This is a genomic window from Paenibacillus sp. PvR098, assembly GCF_017833255.1.
Taxonomy (GTDB): domain Bacteria; phylum Bacillota; class Bacilli; order Paenibacillales; family NBRC-103111; genus Paenibacillus_G.
This window is the reverse complement of sequence record NZ_JAFIBU010000001.1, coordinates 1,478,068-1,500,543: the sequence shown is the minus strand read 5'-3', so window position 1 is coordinate 1,500,543 and position 22,476 is coordinate 1,478,068. Positions and strand designations below refer to the sequence as shown.

The 22,476-nt window shown below is 47.5% G+C and carries 20 protein-coding genes; 19 read left to right on the top strand and 1 reads right to left on the bottom strand.

All coding sequences use genetic code 11. From position 1 onward, the window contains the following. Positions 1–100 precede the first annotated feature (100 nt). The 19 genes from JOE45_RS07515 to JOE45_RS07425 all read left to right on the top strand — a co-directional run bounded on the left by JOE45_RS07515 (position 101) and on the right by JOE45_RS07425 (position 21,439). The gene (locus JOE45_RS07515) at positions 101–562 is read left to right on the top strand and encodes a DinB family protein (RefSeq protein ID WP_210020788.1); all 462 of its coding nucleotides are present in this window, start codon (positions 101–103) and stop codon (positions 560–562) included. A gap of 356 nt (positions 563–918) precedes the next feature. Further along, complete coding sequence (locus tag JOE45_RS07510) at positions 919–1,947, top strand: Bug family tripartite tricarboxylate transporter substrate binding protein (protein WP_210020789.1); 1,029 nt, start codon at positions 919–921, stop codon at positions 1,945–1,947. 94 nt (positions 1,948–2,041) lie between these two features. Next, positions 2,042–2,497 (top strand): tripartite tricarboxylate transporter TctB family protein, encoded by a 456-nt coding sequence (locus tag JOE45_RS07505; protein ID WP_210020790.1) that lies wholly within the window; start codon positions 2,042–2,044, stop codon positions 2,495–2,497. 18 nt (positions 2,498–2,515) lie between these two features. Next, on the top strand, positions 2,516–4,021 hold the full coding sequence (locus JOE45_RS07500; RefSeq protein ID WP_210020791.1) for a tripartite tricarboxylate transporter permease: 1,506 nt from the start codon (positions 2,516–2,518) through the stop codon (positions 4,019–4,021). Positions 4,022–4,096: 75 nt separating this feature from the next. Further along, on the top strand, positions 4,097–5,488 hold the full coding sequence (locus JOE45_RS07495; RefSeq protein WP_348632592.1) for an FAD-dependent oxidoreductase: 1,392 nt from the start codon (positions 4,097–4,099) through the stop codon (positions 5,486–5,488). Between the two features lie 168 nt (positions 5,489–5,656). Beyond that, positions 5,657–6,661 (top strand): LacI family DNA-binding transcriptional regulator, encoded by a 1,005-nt coding sequence (locus tag JOE45_RS07490; RefSeq protein WP_210020793.1) that lies wholly within the window; start codon positions 5,657–5,659, stop codon positions 6,659–6,661. Positions 6,662–6,704: 43 nt separating this feature from the next. Next, complete coding sequence (gene hisD / locus JOE45_RS07485) at positions 6,705–8,006, top strand: histidinol dehydrogenase (protein ID WP_210020794.1); 1,302 nt, start codon at positions 6,705–6,707, stop codon at positions 8,004–8,006. A gap of 66 nt (positions 8,007–8,072) precedes the next feature. Then, positions 8,073–9,341, top strand: a complete 1,269-nt coding sequence (locus JOE45_RS07480) for a nickel pincer cofactor-dependent isomerase, group 22 (protein ID WP_210020795.1) — start codon at positions 8,073–8,075, stop codon at positions 9,339–9,341. A gap of 232 nt (positions 9,342–9,573) precedes the next feature. Next, complete coding sequence (locus JOE45_RS07475) at positions 9,574–10,323, top strand: IclR family transcriptional regulator (RefSeq protein ID WP_210020796.1); 750 nt, start codon at positions 9,574–9,576, stop codon at positions 10,321–10,323. Positions 10,324–10,514: 191 nt separating this feature from the next. Further along, positions 10,515–11,279, top strand: coding sequence for a fumarylacetoacetate hydrolase family protein (locus JOE45_RS07470; protein ID WP_210020797.1), 765 nt, complete (start codon positions 10,515–10,517; stop codon positions 11,277–11,279). Between the two features lie 24 nt (positions 11,280–11,303). After that, on the top strand, positions 11,304–13,487 hold the full coding sequence (locus JOE45_RS07465) for a malate synthase G (protein ID WP_210020798.1): 2,184 nt from the start codon (positions 11,304–11,306) through the stop codon (positions 13,485–13,487). A 186-nt stretch (positions 13,488–13,673) separates the two neighbouring features. Continuing rightward, on the top strand, positions 13,674–14,204 hold the full coding sequence (locus tag JOE45_RS07460; protein ID WP_210020799.1) for a type 1 glutamine amidotransferase domain-containing protein: 531 nt from the start codon (positions 13,674–13,676) through the stop codon (positions 14,202–14,204). A 168-nt stretch (positions 14,205–14,372) separates the two neighbouring features. Further along, complete coding sequence (locus JOE45_RS07455; RefSeq protein WP_210020800.1) at positions 14,373–15,050, top strand: GntR family transcriptional regulator; 678 nt, start codon at positions 14,373–14,375, stop codon at positions 15,048–15,050. A 51-nt stretch (positions 15,051–15,101) separates the two neighbouring features. Further along, complete coding sequence (locus JOE45_RS07450) at positions 15,102–16,127, top strand: dipeptidase (protein WP_210020801.1); 1,026 nt, start codon at positions 15,102–15,104, stop codon at positions 16,125–16,127. Between the two features lie 74 nt (positions 16,128–16,201). Next, complete coding sequence (locus tag JOE45_RS07445) at positions 16,202–17,680, top strand: tripartite tricarboxylate transporter permease (RefSeq protein WP_210020802.1); 1,479 nt, start codon at positions 16,202–16,204, stop codon at positions 17,678–17,680. Positions 17,681–17,721: 41 nt separating this feature from the next. Next, on the top strand, positions 17,722–18,702 hold the full coding sequence (locus JOE45_RS07440) for a Bug family tripartite tricarboxylate transporter substrate binding protein (RefSeq protein ID WP_210020803.1): 981 nt from the start codon (positions 17,722–17,724) through the stop codon (positions 18,700–18,702). Between the two features lie 71 nt (positions 18,703–18,773). Continuing rightward, positions 18,774–19,241: a tripartite tricarboxylate transporter TctB family protein gene (locus JOE45_RS07435; protein WP_210020804.1), complete on the top strand. Its 468-nt coding sequence runs from the start codon at positions 18,774–18,776 to the stop codon at positions 19,239–19,241. Between the two features lie 25 nt (positions 19,242–19,266). Next, entirely contained in the window at positions 19,267–20,193 is a 927-nt protein-coding gene (locus JOE45_RS07430; protein ID WP_210020805.1) for a fumarylacetoacetate hydrolase family protein, read from the top strand. Between the two features lie 82 nt (positions 20,194–20,275). Continuing rightward, complete coding sequence (locus tag JOE45_RS07425) at positions 20,276–21,439, top strand: MFS transporter (RefSeq protein ID WP_210020806.1); 1,164 nt, start codon at positions 20,276–20,278, stop codon at positions 21,437–21,439. 35 nt (positions 21,440–21,474) lie between these two features. Here JOE45_RS07425 and JOE45_RS07420 read toward each other — a convergent pair whose 3' ends face one another. Further along, entirely contained in the window at positions 21,475–22,359 is an 885-nt protein-coding gene (locus JOE45_RS07420; protein ID WP_210020807.1) for a LysR family transcriptional regulator, read from the bottom strand. Positions 22,360–22,476 lie beyond the last annotated feature (117 nt).

The following is a 22,476-nucleotide window of genomic DNA, read 5'->3' as shown; positions in this document are numbered from 1 at the left end:
GAAAACAGGAGGAAAACAACTTATCCACTGAAGTCCGCGGTAAGTTATAATAGGGTGAGGAAGAACATTCCAATCTGGCAGTTCAAGGGGGGAAAAGCGAATGGAGCACATCGTTTTCAACCAGATCGAACTACATCGAAGCCGGACATTGGCAATTGTCGCCGAATTGTCTGAGAATCAAGCGGATGTTGTGCCAAATGGGTTCAACAATAACTTACGCTGGCATTTGGGACATATTTTGACCACTCAAGAAAGGTTTGCTTTTCTTTTCATTGGAGCGCCGCTAAGTTTGCCGCAGGAACTGATGAATTTGTTCCTTAACGGTACGAAGCCTGCAGACTGGCAAACCGCTCCTCCGGATTTACCGTCCTTACTCAAACTTTTGGAGGAACAACCCAGTCGAATCCGGGAACGTCTGCAAGGAAGGCTGGCGGAACAGATTACGATTCCGTTTAAAGATTTCAATCGACTTGATGAAGTGCTGCTGTTCGGCACCTGTCATGAGGCAATGCATGCAGGCAACATGATGGCTCTGAAAAAAGCGGTTGCCGCTCAAATGTAACGGATGAACAAAGCCCGAAAGAGCAGCAGCTCTGTCGGGCTTTGTTCCAGTTCAGCGCGCTCAAAAAGGTAAGTCGTGACTAATTTCATAAAAATTCTTCCCCCGAATGCGAGTAAGTTGATGACAAGTTAAAAAAAGACTAGACAAAAGTTGTTTTCCAGTTATATACTTTACTCAGCAAATGAATACGTATTCATGAATCATCATGATATCACATCAGGAGAAATTTTCAAATGAAAAAATGTCAGGAGGGAGTAAAATGTAATCGCTTTCCTAGAGTGCTTAACAGATTTAACCCTGTAGTAATATGTCAATATTTCTTAGCACCTACTTTATAAAGTATGGAGGTTTTTTGAATGACAACAGGTAAAAAAATCTTAAGTGTCGCCGTCTCCTTAACTCTGCTTAGCTCGGTATCCTTAGCTTGTTCACAATCCAATTCAACACCGGCTGCTTCTTCTGGCAATGCCCAGGAAGCACAAAAAGTGAATTACCCGACAAAACCGATTGAAATGACGATAGGGTTCGCTGCAGGCGGTCAAGCGGATATTGGCACTCGGTTAGTTGTAAACGCTGCCAATAAACATCTTCCCAACGCTCAAACGATCGTTGTATCCAACAAGACGGGGGCCAGCGGATCGATCCAATTGGCAGAGGTATTTCAAGCCAAACCGGATGGATACAAGATCGGCTCGGTCACAACAGGTAACCTCATTATTCAACCCAATTTTGGTAATACACCTTATAAGTCTGGTGACTTTGAGCCGATCTCACTTTTGAATTCAGCTCCAAATATGTTAGTGGTACAAAACGATGCCCCATGGAAAACATTTGACGAGTGGCTGACCTATGTGAAGGCGAACCCGGATAAATTCACCTACGGCACAGCAGGCTCGGGAGATACGAAGCACGTAGCTATGGAAACGCTGAATGTTACTTTTGGAGTGAAGACGAAGCAAGTCGGATTCGACGGTTCTGCGCAGTCCATTACGGCACTCCTCGGAGGACATGTCATGGGAACCATCATCTCACCGCAGGAAGCAAAACCACATACCGATGCAGGCAAACTGCGAGTTTTAGCTAACCTGGGTTCTACTAAGACCGAATTTTATCCGGAAGCTCCTTTCTTAAAAGAATCCGGAAGCGGTTTTCCTGGATTTGATACATGGACGGGAATATTGGCTCCGAAAAATACACCAAAAGAAATTATAACGATCTTAGATGATGCTTTCAAAAAGGCCATGCAGGATCAGAGCGTCATCGATGAATTTAAAAAAATGGGTACGGTACCGACTTACGCTGGACCTGATGACTTTAAAAAGGTGATAGAAGAAGCTTCAAAAACAAGTGCTGAGATCATGAAGAAGGCAGGACTCGTAAAGTAACACCAGCAATTTTTGCACATAAAGTTTGAACTAAAATGAGATTATGTCTGCTAGTCCTTGCCGAAGTTCAAGCGTTTGAAAGCGGGGAGAAGTAATGAAAAAACAATATGCAGGCGTATGGGGCGGAGCATTTTTCGCAATATTTGGAATAGTCATTTTTGTTCAGTCTTTTTCCTATACCTATTCCAGCATGATGGGTCCGGGTCCCGGGATGTTTCCTTTATGGTTAAGTGGAATATTAATTGTTCTGTCCATATGGAGCATGGTTAAATCGATAACCAAAGAAAAAACAACGCTTGCGGAAATTTTACCCAAGGGTAAAGACCTGAGGAAACTGATCACCATTCTTGCTACGTTGGCTGGTTTTATACTGGTTGTATCCTTTTTAGGTTTTGTTATTGCGGGGACCCTTTTCCTCTTTGCTCTTCTTGCTCGGGAATACAGATGGTATATCAGTTTAAGTATTTCTATAGGAGCATCCGTACTGTTATTTGTAGTGTTCAATATCATTTTGGGTGTTCCGCTGCCTATCAACAGCTTAGGCTTTTAAGACAAAAGGGGGAAGGAAATGGAGACATTTCTTCAACTGGTACAGGGTTTCGAGACGGCTGCCACTTGGTCGAACCTGCTTTATTGCTTATTGGGAGTTACCGTAGGGATGCTGGTCGGCGTGATGCCGGGATTAGGTCCGACGGCGGGGACGGCGATTTTACTGCCGATTACGTTTGGAATGGATCCGGTACCTGCCATCATTTTGTTGTCGGGAATATTTTACGGTTCCATGTATGGCGGAACGGTAACGTCGGTCTTAATTAACACTCCCGGCGAAGCCGCCTCGGTTATCACTTGTATTGATGGTCATCAAATGGCGAAGCAGGGCAGGGCCGGAACAGCCCTGGGGATTGCGGCGATCGGTTCATTTATCGGAGGAACCATTGCCATTATCGGACTTAGCTTTATAGGACCTCCACTTGCTCAATATGCGTTAAGTTTTGGACCGCCCGAGTTCTTCGCTCTTATGATGATGGGACTCATGATGTTGGTAGGTTTGATGGGAAAATCAATCGTGCGCGGGTTGGTTGCCGCCGTTTTTGGATTGATCTTATCTTTGATTGGCATGGACCCAGTTTCCGGTACGATCCGGTTTTCCTTTGGTCACCTGGAATTGATGAATGGATTTGATTTTGTCGTCGTGGCGATGGGATTGTTCGGTATTTCTGAAATATTAATGAGTGCTGAGAATGCTGCCACTGCGGATAAAATACCGAAAATTAAGGGATTGCTTCCGGATAAAGGCGAGTGGAAGCCTGCGATAAAGTCCATTTCAAGGGGAACCGGCATAGGGCTTTTCTTGGGACTGATCCCGGGAGCGAATGCCGTTATTGCATCACTTCTCTCGTATTCGGCTGAAAAGAAATTCGCCAAGGACCCTTCCCGATTTGGGAAAGGGGCTATTGAAGGGGTTGCAGGACCGGAAACGGCAAACAATGCATATAGCGGTGCGGCGTTGATTCCGTTGTTTACCTTAGGCTTGCCGAGCTCTCCTACTGTGGCTGTGCTTTTAGGCGCGTTTATTATGCACGGTCTAACACCGGGACCGACCCTTTTTCAAAGCAACGGCGACTTTGTATGGGCCGTCATTGCGAGTATGTTTATCGGAAATTTGATACTCCTGATTATGAATCTTCCTTTAGCAGGGCTATGGGGCAAAATCGCGTTAGTCCCGTATAAGCTTTTATTTCCTTTCATTCTCATCGTTTCTATGATCGGGGCTTATAGTGTCAATAACGATTTATGGAACGTTGGCGTCATGCTCACCTTCGGGATTATCGGGTACTTCATGAAAAAGATGGATTACCCGCTGGCTCCTGCTGTTTTGACCTTTGTTTTGGGCAAAGAAATTGAATCATCGTTGTTAAGATCCTTGAAAATCTCTGAGAATGGTTTTTTAATCTTTTTCGAAAGACCGATTTCCGCTGTTCTTATTTTGATCACCTTAGTCATTCTAGCCTTTAGTATCATTACTGAAATCAGGAAAAAGAGATCCATGCTTGCAAGCGATGTTGAGATCTAAAATTCAGCTCGGGCGGAGGAGAGCAGGGTCTTTCGCCCCTGAAAATGAATACGTATTCAATGAAATTTAAATCAAATAGCGATAAGGAGTGTTTTAGAGATGGAATTATTCGGAAAATATGATGTGGTTGTTGTCGGTGCCGGAGTTACAGGGATTGTCGCTTCCATTCGGGCAGCGCGTCAAGGCGTGAAAACATTGCTTGTAGAAGGAAGCGGAGTTTTAGGAGGTCTTGTAACGGGAGGTCGACTGACGAAACCAACGGGTTTAATTGAAGGAGGGATATTTAAAGAACTCATTACCCGTGCTGCGGGATATAAAGGGGCGGACGATCAAGTCCGAAGCTCCTATTGGGGGAAATATACGGGCGTATTCGATGCTGAAGTCATGCAGCGCGTGATCATAGAAACGATCGAGGAGGCGGGCGTTGAAGTTCTCCTTCATGCAGCGGTTACGGATGTCGTTCGTGAAGGGAACAAGGTGAAGGGGATTCATATTCGCACCAAATCCGGAAACCAGCTGATTCTGGCGGATGTGGTGATTGACTCATCCGGGGACGGAGATGTGGCGGAGCTGGCGGGGGCTGAATTCATGCTCGGACGACCGCAAGACGGACTTACCCAACCGATTACTTCTTATTTTAGAGTACTAAATGTAGATATCCCTGCCGTAGCCCAGGACTTTAAAGAAAATATGGATGATATGTGGGAGTTGGTCGTTCCGGAAAAAGAGGGGGCAACCAACGAAGACTACGCTTTGATCTTTTTTGCCACCGGCTTGACGAAACGAATCGAAAAAGCCATAGAAGACGGATTCAACTGGATCGTCCCCAAAGACCATATGACACTTAAAGGCGCACTTATTCCAGGTGAATTGAGTATCAACGTGACCCGGGTGCATGGCAACGGATTAAACGCGCGTGACTTGACTCGAGCTGAGATTGAAATCCGTAAACAAGCGTACAGTGTGTTTGATTTCTTAAAGAAATACGTACGGGGCTTCGACAACGCTATTTTCCTTGAAGTGGCTCCAAAATTGGGCATAAGAGAAACGCGTAGAATCGTTGGTGACTACATTCTGACGGAACATGATGTAAGAAATGAAGCGCGATTTGAAGATGCGATTGGTTTATGCAACAGCCCGGTTGACGTTCACGAGCCCGGCGGTGTAAGAGCGATTATGGATAACGTCGGAAATGGATATGGCATTCCATTCCGCTGCCTCGTTCCTAAAGGCATTGAGGGACTGCTGGTTGCCGGCCGATGCATTTCGGTAGATGAGATCGCCTTTGGTTCGACCCGGAATGTTCCTGCATGCACAATGACAGGTGAGGCTGCGGCTATAGCGGCAGCTTATGCCGCCAAAAATGGCGTCTTGCCCCGCGAAGTTCCTGTTGAAGACATTCAACGCGAAGTATCCCGGAACCATATTCCTTTGGGAACACCGGAGCAAATCTCAAACCACAGCTAATAAGAAGCTTCCTGTATGAAAAACCGCTCATCCAAACGAGCGGTTTTTCATAAGAGGAAAGCAAGCCCAAACCTGCTGAAATGAATAGACAATGATATAGACAAGATATATACTTTTAAGTATAAATACGTATTCATTTATGATCGGCAGGGGGAAGATGAAAGGCTAATGGTATCCTCAAAAGACGTTGCAAAGGCAGCTGGTGTTTCCCAATCCACGGTTTCCCGGGTACTCAATAATCCTGAAAGCGTTAAACCTGAAACACGTGATGCCGTTTTGCGTGCGATGACGGAGTTGAACTATCAGCCGAATCTGATCGCACGCAGTCTTGTCACCAACAGCACAAGAACAATCGCACTGATCACGGGAACCCTTTATAACGGTTTCTATGTAGAAACGACCACCTCGATTGTTAATTTTGCTACCAACCGCGGGTATAAGACGATGGTTTATTTTGAAGAGGCGATGACCCTAGGCGATGTTATGAATTCGATCAGAGGAAATACGGTAGATGGCATTCTGATGTCATCTATTAAGTTGGAAGACCCCATATTTGAGGAGATGGAGAAGTCCGGAATTCCCTATATGCTGTTTAACAGACGGCCGCGTAGCGGGGGAAATTATGTAGTTCTGGACAATGAATTGGCCGGAGAAATCATTACCCGTCATATTCTCGATTTGGGTCACAATAAAGTTGCCTATATTTCCGGGGATATCAATGTTTCGACACACTACGAGCGTAAAATTGGGTTTGAAAAGGTCATGAATGAGGCGGGAATCCGGATTGAGCCGGGGATGGTCCATATTATTGACACGAAACCGACCGAGGTTGAAAAGGTAACTCTGAAGCTGATGCACATGAATAACCGGCCTACAGCTATCATCTGCGGGTCGACTGCGATCGCGTTTTCCTGTATGGACGCCATACTCTCCATGGGGCTGCGGATACCGGAGGACATTAGTCTGGCAGGCATGGATCATATCAGTATGGCTACTCATCATGCCATTCAATTAACCACGGTTGGAAACCTTAGATTTGGTATGGGTGAAATTGCGGCTGAAAACTTGATTGAGATGATCGAACAAAAAGGTATGCCGAAGCAGTCGATCCAGATTGTGCTTCAGCCAGAACTGAATATACGTAAGACAACCGGCCGGCCAAGTAAGCAATAAGGAAGTTAATGGTAAAATTACCTCAATAATGGAGGCGAATATCATGGCGAAATATTTGAAAACCGGTAAAAGCAAAGAAGAGCAGCTCAAGGCTCAAGCCCAAGTAGTTGAGACAGTGCGAAAAATCATTGATGAAGTAGCGAACAACGGTGACGCGGCGGTTCGAGAGCTATCTGAAAAATTCGATCAATGGTCTCCTGCCAGCTTACGCTTATCCGAGTCGGAAATCGAGGAAATCATGAAAAAGGTTTCAGAACAAACCATTCATGATATTACATTCGCACAGACTCAAATCCGTCGGTTTGCCCAGGAACAGCTAGCTTCCATTAAAGATATTGAAGTGGAGACGATCCCCGGGGTGATCCTAGGCCATAAGAATATTCCTGTCAACAGCGCGGGCTGTTATATCCCTGGCGGTCGTTATCCTTTGGTTGCATCGGCACATATGAGTATTTTGACAGCCAAGGTAGCTGGAGTCAAACGTGTTATTGCCTGCACCCCTCCAATCAACGGCCAAATTCCTGAGGACACGGTGGCTGCTATGGCATTGGCTGGTGCAGATGAGATTTATATTGTGGGAGGGGTTCAGGCCATGGCGGCGATGGCGCTGGGGACGGAAACCATAGCACCTGTCGATATGCTCGTAGGGCCTGGGAACGCTTATGTGGCTGAAGCCAAAAGACAGCTTTTTGGACATGTCGGAATTGACCTGCTTGCCGGACCAACGGAGATCTTAGTCATAGCGGATGAGACAGCCGATGCGGAAATGGTGGCCTGCGACATCCTTGGTCAAGCGGAACACGGTCCTACTTCACCAGGAGCTGTCATCACCACATCGGAAACACTGGCCAAGGAAACTCTTAAGGAAATCGAACGGCAATTAGCCGTCCTTCCAACGGCAGATGTAGCGCGAGTAGCCTGGGAGGATAATGGAATCATTATTTTGGTGGAAAATGAAGCAGAAGCACTTCATGAAGCGGATAAATTGGCTTATGAGCATGTGGAGGTTCTCACTAAGAACCCAAAATATTTTCTTGAACATATGACGAATTACGGCGCACTGTTTCTTGGACCGGAGACAAATGTGGCCTATGGTGATAAAGTCATAGGTACCAATCATACACTTCCCACCAAAGGGGCAGCACGCTACACCGGAGGACTTTGGGTAGGCAAATTTATGAAAACCTGCACTTATCAAAAGTGTACGCCGGAAGCTAGTGTATTCATTGGAGAATATGCCGCCCGGCTGTGTCATCTGGAGAATTTTATGGGACATAAAGAACAGGCTCTTTTACGGGTGCGTCGGTATCAAACGCCTAGTAGGGCAGAAACCGGCGTAATGTAATAGAAGCGATCTAGTCAAGCTTCAGATCCTAAAGCCGATGCGGCCAGGTTAGGGAGGAACCATACGATGGCATTACCAAAGCTTGTGAAGATTAAACAAACGTTCACGGGTCCAGTGATTGAAGACATTGAGGCGGAAGTAAAAAGACAACTGGATATCATTCAATTGTCTAATCGCATTCAACCGGGCATGAAAGTGGCGATTACTGCCGGAAGCCGGGGAATCGCTAACATTGCTCTGATCATTCGGACGATGGCTAGAGCCTTAAAAAGCCTGGGGGCGCAGCCGCGCATTATTCCAACGATGGGAAGTCATGGCGGAGCCACCGCAGGGGGGCAGGTTGAGATCCTTCACAGCTTGGGGATTACGGAGGATTACTGTGAGGCTCCTATTCTATCCTCTATGGACGTTACCCGAATTGGTGAGACAGCCGATGGCATGCCGGTTCATGCAGATCAACATATTTTGGCCAGTGATGGAGTCATTCTGGTGGGGCGAATCAAAGTCCACACGGATTTCAAATCATCCCAATGGATTGAAAGCGGACTCATGAAAATGGCTGCCATCGGGATAGGCAAACATAAGCAGGCGCTGCTGCTGCATACACAAGGGATTCATGGCATTCGCGACATCATGCCTGAGGTCGGTCAGGTGGTTTTGGAACAAGTCAATGTACTATTCGGCATGGGCATCGTTGAGAACGCCTTCGACCAGACGGCCATCATCGAAGCTATTCCAACCAATCTGATCGCAGCTCGGGAAAGCGAGTTGTTGAAGGTCTCCAAAAGTCTGATGCCCAAGCTGCCGGTTGAGGATATCGACGTGCTGGTCGTAGATGAAATAGGAAAAAATTACAGCGGCACGGGAATGGATACGAACATCATCGGCCGTATACGGATTTTGGGTGAGAAGGAACCCGAAAACCCGCGAATTAAATACATTATAGCCAGCGATCTCAGCGAGGCGTCTCACGGGAATGCGCTTGGGATAGGTCTTGCCGACCTTACCACGCGCCGTCTTTTCGATAAAATCGATCTGAGGGCCATGAACGAAAATGTGATCACAAGCTCCTTTTTGCACCGGGCTATGATTCCGATTGTGCTCGATAACGACAAGGAGGCACTGGCTGCAGCCTTAAGGTCGACTTGGGGAGTCGATCCTCTTCAAGCGAGGATTGTTCGAGTGCCTAATACACTTCACCTGAAGTATGCGTATGTGTCGGAGGCCCTGCTTCCGGAAATCAGAGAGCTGCCGCATATTAAGCTCATCGGCGAGCCTGAAGAGATGGTTTTTGATAGGGAAGGGTATTTTCTCAAAGAGCATTTTAGCCATTAACATAGATCTATTTAAAGTGTTCTGAATTGGATCACAACAGAATCGTCGTACGTACGGGCAAGGTTGTTATTCGCTCCCGCGGACGGCGATTTTTCGCGTTGAAGCCACAGCATAAGGATCGCTAGGACATTGGACCCTAGTCATTGACTGTCATGATAAGCCGTGATAGGCTTAAGTCAAATTTGAGTTTGAAATACCGAATAGTGTTTATTATATCGAAGGAAGTGGACTTATGGAGCAAAAATACGCCGTTCCTGCTTTGGATCGGGCGCATGCGGTACTGAAGCTGCTTACCGAGGAGCCTTACAAATGGAAGCTTTCTGATCTGTCCAAGCATTTGGGCATCAGCAAGAGCACGCTGTATTCCCTCCTTTTGACCATGGAACGTCTGCAGTGGATCCATCGGGATCGGAATGAGACTTTTGCTCTGGGGAGTACCGTGGGCGATTTTGGGAGCGCTTATTTTAGGCAGTTCGACCTTATTGAAGAATTTCGGCGTACCGCTGAGCCGGTGATGCGAAAGCTTCAGGAATCCGTGCAGCTGGCCCGTTTGGATGGAAGCGATGTGCTGTATCTCGCCAAAATGGAGGCGCAATCACCGGTACAGATGGTATCTGGGCCGGGCGTCCGGTTTCCGGTACATGCCACCGGTCTGGGGAAGTCATTGATGGCGGACATGGACCCTGACGAGGTCCGCCGGATACTTCCGCAGGAAACGCTGCATAAAGTGACGGTCCATACCATTGGTTCCCGTGAGGCATTCTTGCAGGAACTGGAAGCGGTTCGCCGCAATGGTTATTCGATGGACATTCAAGAAGGTGTGATGGGATTTTGCTGTGTTGCTGCACCGGTTCGTCGTAGGCGCGGCGAGATTGTAGCAGCGGTGAGCTGCTCCATGCCCATCCATCATTGGGATGGAAAAAGGGAGGAAGCGCTGCGTGAAATTTGGGCATTGGCGGAGCGGTTGTCAACGAGTATGTAAGGATATAAGTTCATATGAAGCAGATAGGTTTCGCAATCATTCCGATCCCGTTCTCTGGCTACGGGGAGAGGAATGGTTGTGCCTTTTTTTGCTAGAATCTCATTGACACAAACTCGAAGTTATGGGAAGATATTTACAAAGGTAAAATACAGAACATCGTTCATAATAATGAACAAGAGAGGCGGATTTAAATGAAGCTTGTCCGATTTACCCTTCCCGATGATACGGCGATTCGAAAAGGCATCATTGAAAACGATTTCGTACGCGAATATACGGGAGACATGTTCACAAGCAGGATCTTTACGGGGAATACTTTCCCTCTGGGTGATGTCCGATTGAATGTCCCGATCATGCCCAGGCATATCATCGGCATCGGCAAAAACTTTGTAGGTAATGGGGTAGAAAAGCCGGCAGTTCCGGATATGCCCATCCTGTTCTTCAAACCATTGACCACGGTAGTGGGTCCGGGAGATCAAGTGCTGCTGCCGCACGGAACAGAGAAGATCAAGTTCGAATCGGAGCTTGCGGTCGTCATCGGGAAAGAGACGAAGAACATCACTCCCGAGCAGGCGGATGACGTCATCTTCGGATATACGGTCGCCAACGATTTTGGGGCTATCGATTATTTTCATCCGGAGGGTCACTGGACGATCGGCAAATCCTTTGATACGTTCTGTCCACTTGGCCCAGTCATTGAAACGGAATTTGATTATCGCTCGGCCCGCATTCAGGCGGAAGTGAATGGTACGGTCATGCAGGATGGCCCGATGGAACGCATTATTATGCCAATTGACCGGATGATAGCCTACATCAGCAGCTTTATGACGCTTATGCCAGGGGATGTCATCCTGACAGGAACGCCCGATGGAGCGGATATGGTCGGTGACGGGGACGTTGTTGATTGTAAGATTGAAGGGATTGGAATCCTTAGGAATCAAGTGAGCACGAATCAATAATTTGATGAGTAAAGGAGAATGACCATGGAACAATATGTAAAAGTAGGAAATGTACAAGTTGCTCCGGTTCTTTATCACTTTATTAATTCCGAAGCGTTACCTGGCAGCGGGTTGGACCAAGAGCGATTCTGGTCCGATTTTGAATCCTTGATCACTGACTTGTCACCCAAAAACAAGGCTTTATTGAATAAACGTGATGAAATACAACGATTAATAAATGAATGGCATAAGGATAATAAAACAGGATTTGAATTCGCAAAGTATAAATCCTTTTTGGAAGAAATCGGATATCTGGAACCGGAAGCTGAAGATTTTCAGATTACCTCCCAAAAGGTAGATAATGAAATTGCGCAGCAAGCGGGTCCACAGTTAGTCGTGCCGGTCAATAATGCCCGTTATGCGCTTAACGCCGCGAACGCCCGCTGGGGAAGCCTGTACGACGCACTGTATGGAACGGATGCGATTGACAATGAAGGAGGCGCTGAGCGTACAGCGGCTTACAATCCGGTTCGTGGTGAGAAGGTTATTGCTTTCGCCAGGAATGTTCTCGATCAAGCGGCGCCGTTAGCAGAGTCTTCACATCGGGAAGCCGTAAAGTATTCGATTGTTGAGGGTCAATTGACCGTTTCACTTACCCATGGAGAAACTACAGGACTCAAGGATACTTCCAAGCTTGTGGGCTATCAGGGAAATCCTGAAAACCCCTCCGCCATATTGTTTCAAAATAATGGGCTTCATTTTGAAATCCAAATTGACCGCAATCATCCTATTGGCCAAACCGATCAAGCTGGCGTGAAAGACATTCTCATGGAAGCCGCGATAACGACCATCATGGATTGTGAAGACTCTGTTGCCGCTGTGGATGCTGAGGACAAGGTACTGGTGTACAGCAATTGGTTAGGCCTGATGAAAGGGAATTTGTCGGCGACCTTCCCGAAGGGAAATAACTCGATTACACGGACACTTAACCCGGATCGGTCATACACGTCCCCTGCAGGAGGGGAGTTCACTTTACCTGGGCGTTCCCTGTTGTTTGTCCGTAACGTAGGCCACTTGATGACGATTGATGCGATCTTGGATCGAAACGGCCAGGAAATTCCAGAAGGAATTTTGGACGCGGTTGTGACGGGCCTTATCGGTAAGCACGATCTTTTGAGGAACAGTCCATATCGAAATTCACTTCAAGGCTCCATCTACATTGTTAAACCGAAAATGCACGGATCCGAAGAGGTCGCATTCGCTAATGAACTCTTTGTCCGTGTGGAAGATCTGCTCGGTCTTGAACGTAATACGCTGAAAATCGGTGTGATGGACGAGGAGCGCCGTACGTCTCTGAACCTGAAAGCTTGCATTCGTCAAGTAAAGGATCGTGTTGTGTTTATCAATACGGGGTTCCTGGACCGCACGGGTGACGAAATGCATACTTCGATGGAAGCGGGACCTATGATTCGAAAGAATTCCATGAAATCATCCCGATGGCTGCAAAGCTACGAACAATCCAATGTGAGCATCGGATTGGCCTGCGGCTTACAGGGCCGTGCCCAGATTGGCAAAGGCATGTGGGCCATGCCGGACTTGATGAAGGAAATGCTGAAGCAAAAAATCGGCCAGCTGGAAGCCGGCTGCAATACGGCCTGGGTGCCTTCACCTACTGCGGCTGCATTGCATGCCCTCCATTATCATCAAGTGGATGTAAAGGAAGTTCAGAATCAATTAAAAACAACGGCTAGAGATTTCCGGGATGATATATTGGACATTCCTGTGGTTAAGAATCCTGAGTGGAGTCCTGAGGAAATTCAGCAGGAGCTGGACAACAATGCGCAAGGGATACTAGGCTATGTGGTTCGCTGGGTAGAGCATGGGGTTGGCTGCTCCAAAGTACCGGATATTAACAACGTGGGATTGATGGAAGATCGAGCCACACTGCGCATTTCAAGTCAACACATGGCCAACTGGCTGCACCATGGAATATGCTCGGAGGAGCAAATTGTAGAAACCATGCAGCGCATGGCCAAAGTGGTCGATGAGCAGAACGCTGGCGATCCGGGTTACCGTCCTATGGCTGAGGATTTTGAGACCTCTGTGGCATTTCAAGCCGCTTGTGAATTAGTATTTAAAGGCTATGACCAGCCTAGCGGTTACACTGAGCCCATACTGCATCGTCGACGCAAAGAATTCAAAGCTAAGGTAGCTGTACGGAACGCATAATGTATGAATAAAAGCTTTATACAGGATCCCGATCGTTCATTTGGTGAACGATTGGGATTTTTTGCGCAACTGGCGTTAGCGAAAGCATACGGACGGTTTCTTTCCAAAATGTTTAATTTAAGGAATGCTTGGTTAAAGTATGTATGATACCTAATCAGAAATAACCTTGATAAGGAGCTGATCATCGTGGCCAAAGTAGCCTTTTTGCTGGGACCGCAATTTGAGGACAGTGAGATGCAGAAACCATATGACGCCGTTCGCGAGGCTGGACACGAAGCCGTTATTATTGGTCTTACATCCGGTGAACGATTGGAAGGAAAGAAGAAGCAGGTGTCCTATGAAACTGACAAAGCCATTAAAGATACCGATCCGAACAGCTTTGATGCGGTTGTGATTCCGGGGGGCTCTTCACCGGAGGGGCTTCGGTTAAATCCGGATATTCAGTCGTTTGTTCAGCAGATGGACAAGCAGGGCAAGCCCATTGCGGCGATATGCCATGGTCCGCAAATTCTGATTAGTGCAGGACTGACCCAGAATCGTACGCTTACCTCTTACCCGCCGCTGCAGGATGACTTGAAGAATGCGGGAGCAACATTTAAGGATGAAGAGGTGGTGGTGGACCGCAATTTCATTACCTCGAGAACACCGAAGGATGAGCCAGCCTTTATCCGCGAGACGTTAAAAGCGTTAGAGACAGCCAAAACCGTTCGGGCGTAGAACCCATTTGACCCAACCGCCTATCCCCCCAAACATGTGTTTGAGGATAGGCTTTTTTTTGTTCGTTGACATATCATAACTCCGTATGGAATTACATAATGTATACAAGATGAAATTATAACGTTTACATGATTCATTATGAAATATTAACACAGAAGGAGTGAAGGTATGATCTCTGATTTTTCCCCCCTTCCAAAGCAGGGCCTAACCGTTGCATCTCAAGTGGCAGAAGTTCTTCAGGAAGCTATCCTCAAGGGAGAAATCAAACCAGGGGATAGAGTATTTCAAGATAATGTGGCCAAGCAGCTTGGGGTAAGCCGGATTCCGGTGAGGTTGGCTTTTGAAATGCTGCAAAGCAGAGGCTTGTTGATCCTTAATCCGCACAAAGGGGCAACGGTAACGCAATTATCGGTAGAGGAAATGAGAGAAGTTTTTGCTTTCCGCGCCTATATTGAGGGGGTGGCCATCGAAAAGTCCCTGCCCAAACTGACAGAAGAAGATCTGGAGCAGGCTCAAAGAACGATTCGGAAAATGCAGCAGGTTGAAGATACGAATGAATGGCTGAAATTGAACCGAATGTTTCACGGCATTCTTTACTCGAGATTTCAATCCTCTGTATTTAATGAAGTGATCCAGATGTTAAGAGCGAATACAGAGCGTTATGTACGTATCAGCCTTTCTTTCGCCAATCGATTCAAAGAATACGATCGCGAACACGAGGACATATTGGAGGCCTGTTATCAACGGGATGTAGAACGTGCCAAAGCCCTTATAATAACCCACTTGGGCAATACCGTCTCCACCTTGGAGAACTTAAATGAGAATAAAAAGATTTTTCAGGATTAATGGCCTCAGAATCCACCCAACAAATGGGAAAAACCAACGGAGGGATGAACCATGGAAGAAATCGTTCAGAAGATTCATAAGGAACATGTGATTATTGATGCGCATCGTGATTGCTATGAACAGATCCATCATCGGAATTACGGACATAAGACACCGCTGCACGAATTTATGATCCCGCGATTAGAGACAGGCGGAGTGGATATGGTGATTTATGCCATTGGCGGAGATACGATTGCCCACTCCAATGGAACGGACCGGCCTTTGCGTGCGACGATTGAAAACATAGACGGTTATTACCAGGAAGCCGAGATGGCGGATTCCAAAATAAAAACGGTATTCTCAGGTTCGGATTTACCTGCAGATGGTCCGAACGGGAAGATGCATTATTTGCTTCACATCGAGGGAGGGATGCCCTTGGAAGGGCAGATCTCCAGTTTGAGAATGTTTTATCGATTAGGCGTTCGCTCCTTCGCCCCGACTTGGAACGTAAGAAATGAACTCGGGGAAGGAGTCAGGGAGCGTCATAATGGTGCAGGTCTGACGAAATTTGGAATCGAGGTCATGAAAGAAGCTCAACGTCTCGGGATGCTGATTGATGTTTCTCATCTTTCGGGACCGGGGGTAGATGATATACTCGACATTGCTGAACAACCTGTTGTAGCTACTCATTCCAATTCTGCTGTGCTGTTTAACCACCCAAGAAATCTGACTGACGAACGAATTACCCGGATCGCGCAAACCGGAGGGGTGGTCGGCATGCACTTTGCTCCGGCTTATATCCATCCTGAGGTTAATTCGGTTGAACGATTGGTAGACCATATCGACCATATGGTGGATATGGTTGGAATTGAGCACGTGGGCATCGGACCTGATTTTGTGAAAAGCGATGGGCCCAGATCACCGCGTGAAGCATTATATGGTGGAGTTCACAGCCGTTTCATCGAGGACTTGGCCGAAATTGATGAATTGCCTACGCTGACCCGTTCTCTCCTAAGGAGAAATTATACGGAACAAGACATCGTTAAAATTTATGGCGGTAACTTCTTAAGAGTATTGAAGCAAGTATTGGACAAATAAGTAGAAGCCATATCGATTGAGCAGAGGGTTACAAAGTGCATAAGGCCCATTAAAGAAGAAGGAGGCCTGGTAGCTTGCTTGACTATTTAGCGCTTGGGTTTGGACTTGTCTTTCAGTGGGAGAATTTGGCGGCCATCCTGGTCGGAGCTGCTGTCGGTTATTTGGCCGGTGTCCTGCCAGGGTTAAGCGCCGGTATGTCCATCGCTTTATTGTTACCGTTTACATTTACACTGGACCCGTTAACCAGCCTTGTATTTCTGACAGCCTTGTATGTGGCGGCCGAATATGGCGGTGCCATTACAGCCATTACGATTAATGTTCCTGGCGAAGCGGGTTCGGCGCCAACCTGCTTTGACGGGTATCCTCTGGCCCAAAAAGGGTATCCGGCCAAAGCCCTGGGCATCTCGATGGTCGCATCGCTATTCGGAGGGGTTTTCAGTACAATCTGTTTAATCCTTGTCTCGGTGCCTGTGGCCAGTATGGCCATTCGGTTCGGTCCGCCCGAATATTTCGCGCTGGGGATATTCGGTCTGTCGATGGTCGCCAGCTTGGGTGGAAAATCATGGATGAAGGGCTTTATCGCCGTGGGCTTCGGATTGATGCTGACGACCATCGGGATCGATCCGGTAAGCGGAACCAGCCGATACGCTTTTGACATCAATCTGTTTGAAGGGATTCCGCTCATCCCAGTATTGGTAGGATTATTCGCCATATCCGAGGTGTTCTTAAATCTGGAGGAAATGGGCAAGGGCGATTTGCCTCGGCCTAAGGTTTCAGGCTCTTTTCCAACGATGAAGGAAATTCTTGGAACCAACATGGCCATGCTAAGAGGATCGGTGATCGGGTTTATCGTCGGGGTGGTTCCGGGCGCGGGCAAAGCCATAGCTTCTTTTATCGCTTACGGCGAACAAAAGAGAACTTCAAAGCATCCGGAGAAATATGGCACCGGTGTTCTCGATGGAATAGCGGCTCCCGAAGCGGCCAATAACTCGGTCGTCGGCGGAGCGCTTGTCCCCTTGCTTGCGCTCGGTATACCCGGTTCTGCGGCGGCTGCGATTCTGATCGGGGCTTTTACGATTCAAGGCTTGCAGCCGGGCCCATTGCTTTTTGAAAAAGAACCCGGGCTGGTCTACGGCATATTTGCATCGCTGCTGCTTGGAAATTTCGTCATGCTATTGATGGGGATGGTCGGTATACCGCTATGGACTAAAGTAGTCACGGTTCCCAAGAAAGTGTTTATGCCGATTATTTTGGCAATGGTCATTTTCGCAGCCTTTGCCGAAGCGAATAATACATTCCATATGTGGCTTGCCCTTGGGTTTGGCTTTATTGGCTATCTGATGAGAAAATACGACTTTCCGGTAGCTCCGGCTGTCCTGGCGGTGGTATTGGGAGAAATGATTGAAACCGCTTTCAGGCGAAGCCTCTTGATATCCGACGGAAGTTTGAGCATCTTTGCTACAAGACCCATTGCTTCAGTCATTTTACTCGTCTCCCTTGCATCCATCGGTTATCAAATTTATCGCAGTATCAAAAAAGATAACAAGAAATAAACAGCAGTCCAAAGCTGTTTCATGAAAGGGTGTAAAGGGATATGAACAAGAGACGGGTAACAAGCATGGCTGTAGGCGTTCTTCTGGCCGCATCTTTATTCAGCGGATGTGCATCCAAGCAGGCAAGTACGGCGGCTGATTTTCCAACCAAGCCGATTACGATTTTGAATTCATCCGCTGCCGGTTCTCCAACGGATGTCATGGCCAGAGAAATTGCCCGACATGCGGAGAAGACGCTTGGCCAATCCGTGATCGTGGAGAATGCTACCGGCGGCGGGGGCGGAGTTTTGATGGCTAAGCTGATGAAGGCGCAGGCGGATGGGTATACGATTGCTTCCATCACGGCCGCCCAAATTGCCGCTCTGCAAACGGAATTGAAGAAGGACTTTTCCTTTGACGATTTTGAATTTCTTGTGAATGTCCAGAATGAACCGTATGCCATCGCAGTTCACGCAGACAGCCCGTTTCAAACCATGCAAGATTTGACGGATTACGCCAAGGCGAACCCCGGCAAACTGAAAGTGGGAGGTCAGGGAACGGGGTCCACCCTGCATCTCATCATGCTTCAATTAGCCGATGCCAACAACACGACCATTACCTGGATTCCTTTTGGGGGCGGCTCTGAATCCGTTACCAATTTGCTGGGGAAAAATGTGGATGTGATCAGCACCGCTCCCGCAACGGTTAACCAGTATGTTGAAGCCGGCCAAATCAGGGTACTCTCCGTTACCGGCGAAGAGCGAATGGACAGTATGAAAGAGGTTCCTACTTTGAAGGAGCTGGGGTACGGCGAAATCTTATCGACCCAATACCGCGGATTTTTCGCCAAGAAAGGCTTGCCTGCCGAAGTCAAGGAGAAGCTCGTCGATGCGCTGACGAAGGCCACGCAAGAGCCGGAATTCAAGCTGTATATGGAAAGGAATTTCCAGCCCGACGGTTATTTGGGACCTGAGGATTTTGCCAGATTAGCCAAACAGGATTTTGACAACATCGGAGAGCTTGTCAAAAAGTATGTGCATTAATTCATTCAACTGACGGCTGGCGGCTCGGTTGGAATGCGCACTGTCAGCCGTAAAGCGAGGTGGATCAATCCATGAAAATGGCCGCAAAGAAAAATGCTGGAGAGCTTGGCATTTGTATAGGCATGCTTCTGTTGGCCGTTCTTTTTATTGCACTGGCCGACTTTAAGCAAACGGTAAACCCGCTTGACCCTGGTCCGGCTCTTTTTCCGAGACTGACCGGCGCTTTTACCATCTTCTTTTGTATTCTGCAAATGATAACCAGCCTGAGAGACAAAGCAGATCCGGAAGAAAAGCCCGAAGAAGACGGCGCTGCGGGTAAATTAAAGGTGCTGTATGTACTGGGCACCTTGGCTATGACCATTGTATATATCCTTCTGTTCGAAGTGGTCAAATATATCCTCTTAACCGGGGTGTTTCTTGTAGCCGTCATGCTTCTGCTCGGCATTCGCAAATGGACCGTGCTGATCGGTACGGGCGTCATCTACGCTTTAGTAAGTTACTATTTATACGGAAAGGTTTTACTGGTACCATTAACATAGAAGAGATAAAAGGAGAGAACAGACCATGCCTTATTATGCAACGTTTCAACCTGCTAACGGTGATCAGCGCCTAGGTGTAGTGCTGAGAGAAAGAAGCCTTGTTATCGATTTGGGAGAAGCGCAGAAAGCCTTGCTGGCCCAGGGCGTTCTTGTCCCGGATCAGCCGGTTCCCCAAACCATGCTGCAGTTGATCGAGGCGTCGCCGGAAATGAACGATGTCATCCAAACCATTGTGCATGCCGTCAAGGATCTGGATCAGGCTTCCTTTCTGTATAAGGAGGAAGATGTCAAATATGCGGCGCCTATTCCCAGACCCTCCAAGAATGTGTTTGCCATTGGACTCAATTATAAAAAACATAGCCAGGAATTTACGGGAACCGATGATCTGGCGCCATTCCCTATTGTATTCACGAAGGCGCCTACGAGTGTGATCGGCACGGAAGAAGGAATTGAAAGATTTCCGGAATATACGGATTCGCTGGATTATGAAGCTGAACTCGCGGTCATCATTGGCAAACGCGGCCGAAATATCGCTCCGGAGGATGCCCAAGACTACATTTTCGGGTATTCGATCATTAATGACATCTCGGCTAGGGATCGTCAAAAAAGAACGAGCCAATGGTTTCTCGGCAAAAGTATGGATACGCATTGTCCCATGGGACCCTATATTGCTGACGCATCAGAAGTCCAGTGGCCGGTTCAGCTGGAGATCAGTTCACGGGTAAACGGGGAAGAACGCCAGCATTCCAACACCCGTTTGTTGTTATTCGATATTCCGACGATCATTTCAACCTTATCCCAAGGTATGACCTTAGAGCCTGGTGATATCATTGCTACAGGCACTTGCGAGGGCGTTGGATTAGGATTTAATCCGCCCAAGTTTTTGAATCAAGGAGATATCGTGGAAGTGGAAATTGAATCCTTAGGGGTTTTGCGCAATCGCATCGTGTAATCGATACGCCGTTACAAGCGCCTCTTTATGATTACATAAAGAGGTGTCCTCTTATGTCCAAATGCTAAAAAAGGTGATCCCTATGCTGATCCGGAATATTTTACTCATTATCGTATTGTATCAGGTGATGGTTTTTGCCACTCGGCCTTTAGTTTCGCTGTATGCGGTAAGCATGGGAGCCAGTACAGCCGAAATCGGATTTCTTGTTGCGGTATACTCCTTTTTTCCGTTTCTGTTTGCGATCCCAATCGGTAAGCTTTCGGATCGGATTGGGGATAAAATCCCGACCATCATCGGAACGTTAGGACTCGTATTGGGGATGGCTGCGCCTGTTCTATATCCATCGATGTTGACCTTATATGTCTCCCAAGCTTTCATAGGGGTTTCGCAAATATTTATTAATGTGAATCTCCAAAATCTGATAGGCGTCATCTCCAAGCGGGAGGATCGGGACCAAAACTACAGCTATTTCACGTTAGCGGTTGGTGTTGGAGGAGTTCTTGGGCCGATCGCAGGCGGATATATGGCAGAGCATATCAGCTATCTTTTTGCTTATTTAGCAGCTGCGTGTATTGGCATCGTGCCTGTCCTTTTAGCATTTATGCTCCCCACGATCAAAAGAAAGCCCAGACCGGAACCAGCGACTTCGGATGCCAAAGGTTCTTTACAGCTGCTTCGCATCCCTGAACTGCAAACCGCATTGTTAGTAAGCGCCTTGGTTTTATATTCCAGAGATTTATATATGGCTTACTTCCCGCTCTATGCCTCTTCTCTGGATTATACCGTATCGCAGATTGGTGGAGTCCTGACGGTTCAGGGGGTGGCTTTAGTAGCTGTCCGATGGTTTCTGCCCAGTTTGATTCTCCGCTTAGGCAGGGAGAGAGTGCTGTATCTTACTCTGTTTTTCGCAGGTCTTTCTTTCCTTCTTACCCCTATCTTTACACAGCTCTATATGTTTTATCTGCTTGCGGTATTGATGGGGATTGGCCTCGGGTGCGGACAGCCGTTATCGATGACGACCACATACAATGCGGCCCCGGAATCCAGAACAGCGGAAGCGTTAGGCTTACGTTTGGCCATCAGCCGATTAGCTCAAGTAGTGGCACCGTTGTTATTTGGGGTGATTGGAACCCTAAGCGGTTTAAGTCCCGTGTTTTATATTAGCGGCTTTTTGCTTTTTGGTGGTTCCTATGTGGCAGCCAAGCGAAAGAGAGAAGAGGGGCCGCTGCAGGAAAGTAAGTCATAAGTAGAGGGGCACGCTTCGGCGCGGCTCCTTTTTCTTTACGCTTCTTGTAATGAAGCTGTCAGCAGTTCCATAAACCGTGCTGCGATGAGTGACAAGGAAATATCGCGCCGCATGGCGATTCCGACGGTACGGGGCGGGATCGGTTCGACCGGCTGTAATTCGAATAGCTTCCCTGTATCCAATTCTTGCTGGACAAAGGAGCGGGTCACGAAGGCGGCGCCGTAACCGCGCTGGGCTAGCTCTACTAGCATTTCCATACTGTTCAGCTCAATGTCCGCCTCTACCTTAAAGCCTTGGGTGTGCAGCCATTGCTCTACGAATAGTCTGGTGCTGCTTTCTGAAGACAATAGGAGAAGAGGGGTTTCGGCTAATTGTTCAGTTGAAATCGGATGCTCAGCAAGCTTGCGATAGGCAGGGCCTACGACAAAACAATCCTGGATGCTCAGCAGAGGCAGCACTTCGAGGTCGGGATCTGCCATGGGCAGATGAACCAGACCCAATTCAATTTGTCCGTCCATTAACCGTTTTCCAATATCGGCGGTTTTCCCTTGTGTAAGACGTATACGAACTCCAGGATAATCGGAATGGACCTTATCCAGAGTTGGCAGCAGCAGATGTTTGATGAATGGTCCACTCGCCCCAATGCGAAGTTCACCAGCCGTAAGGTGCTTAAGAGACTGGATTCTTTTCTCCCCGGCATCCAGCAAGGCAAAAGATTGCTCTACATATTCGAGCAGCGCTCGGCCTTCTGATGTTAGATTCACCCCTTTGGATAGTCGATCGAACAGCTTCACTCCCAGCGTCTCCTCCAATTGCTTGATCGCATAACTAACCGATGGCTGGGTGATGTGAAGCTCTTGTGCGGCTTTGGTCAAATTTCCAAGCTTGGCGGTATGCAGAAAAATGCGATACCATTCCATGGTTATCGTTTTGATATAGAACACCTCTATGACATAGTTAATAAATTATGATTTCATTTATTTCATATGTGAAATTATAATGGAATCTATACAAGGTGTCAAAATGAATCGAAAAAT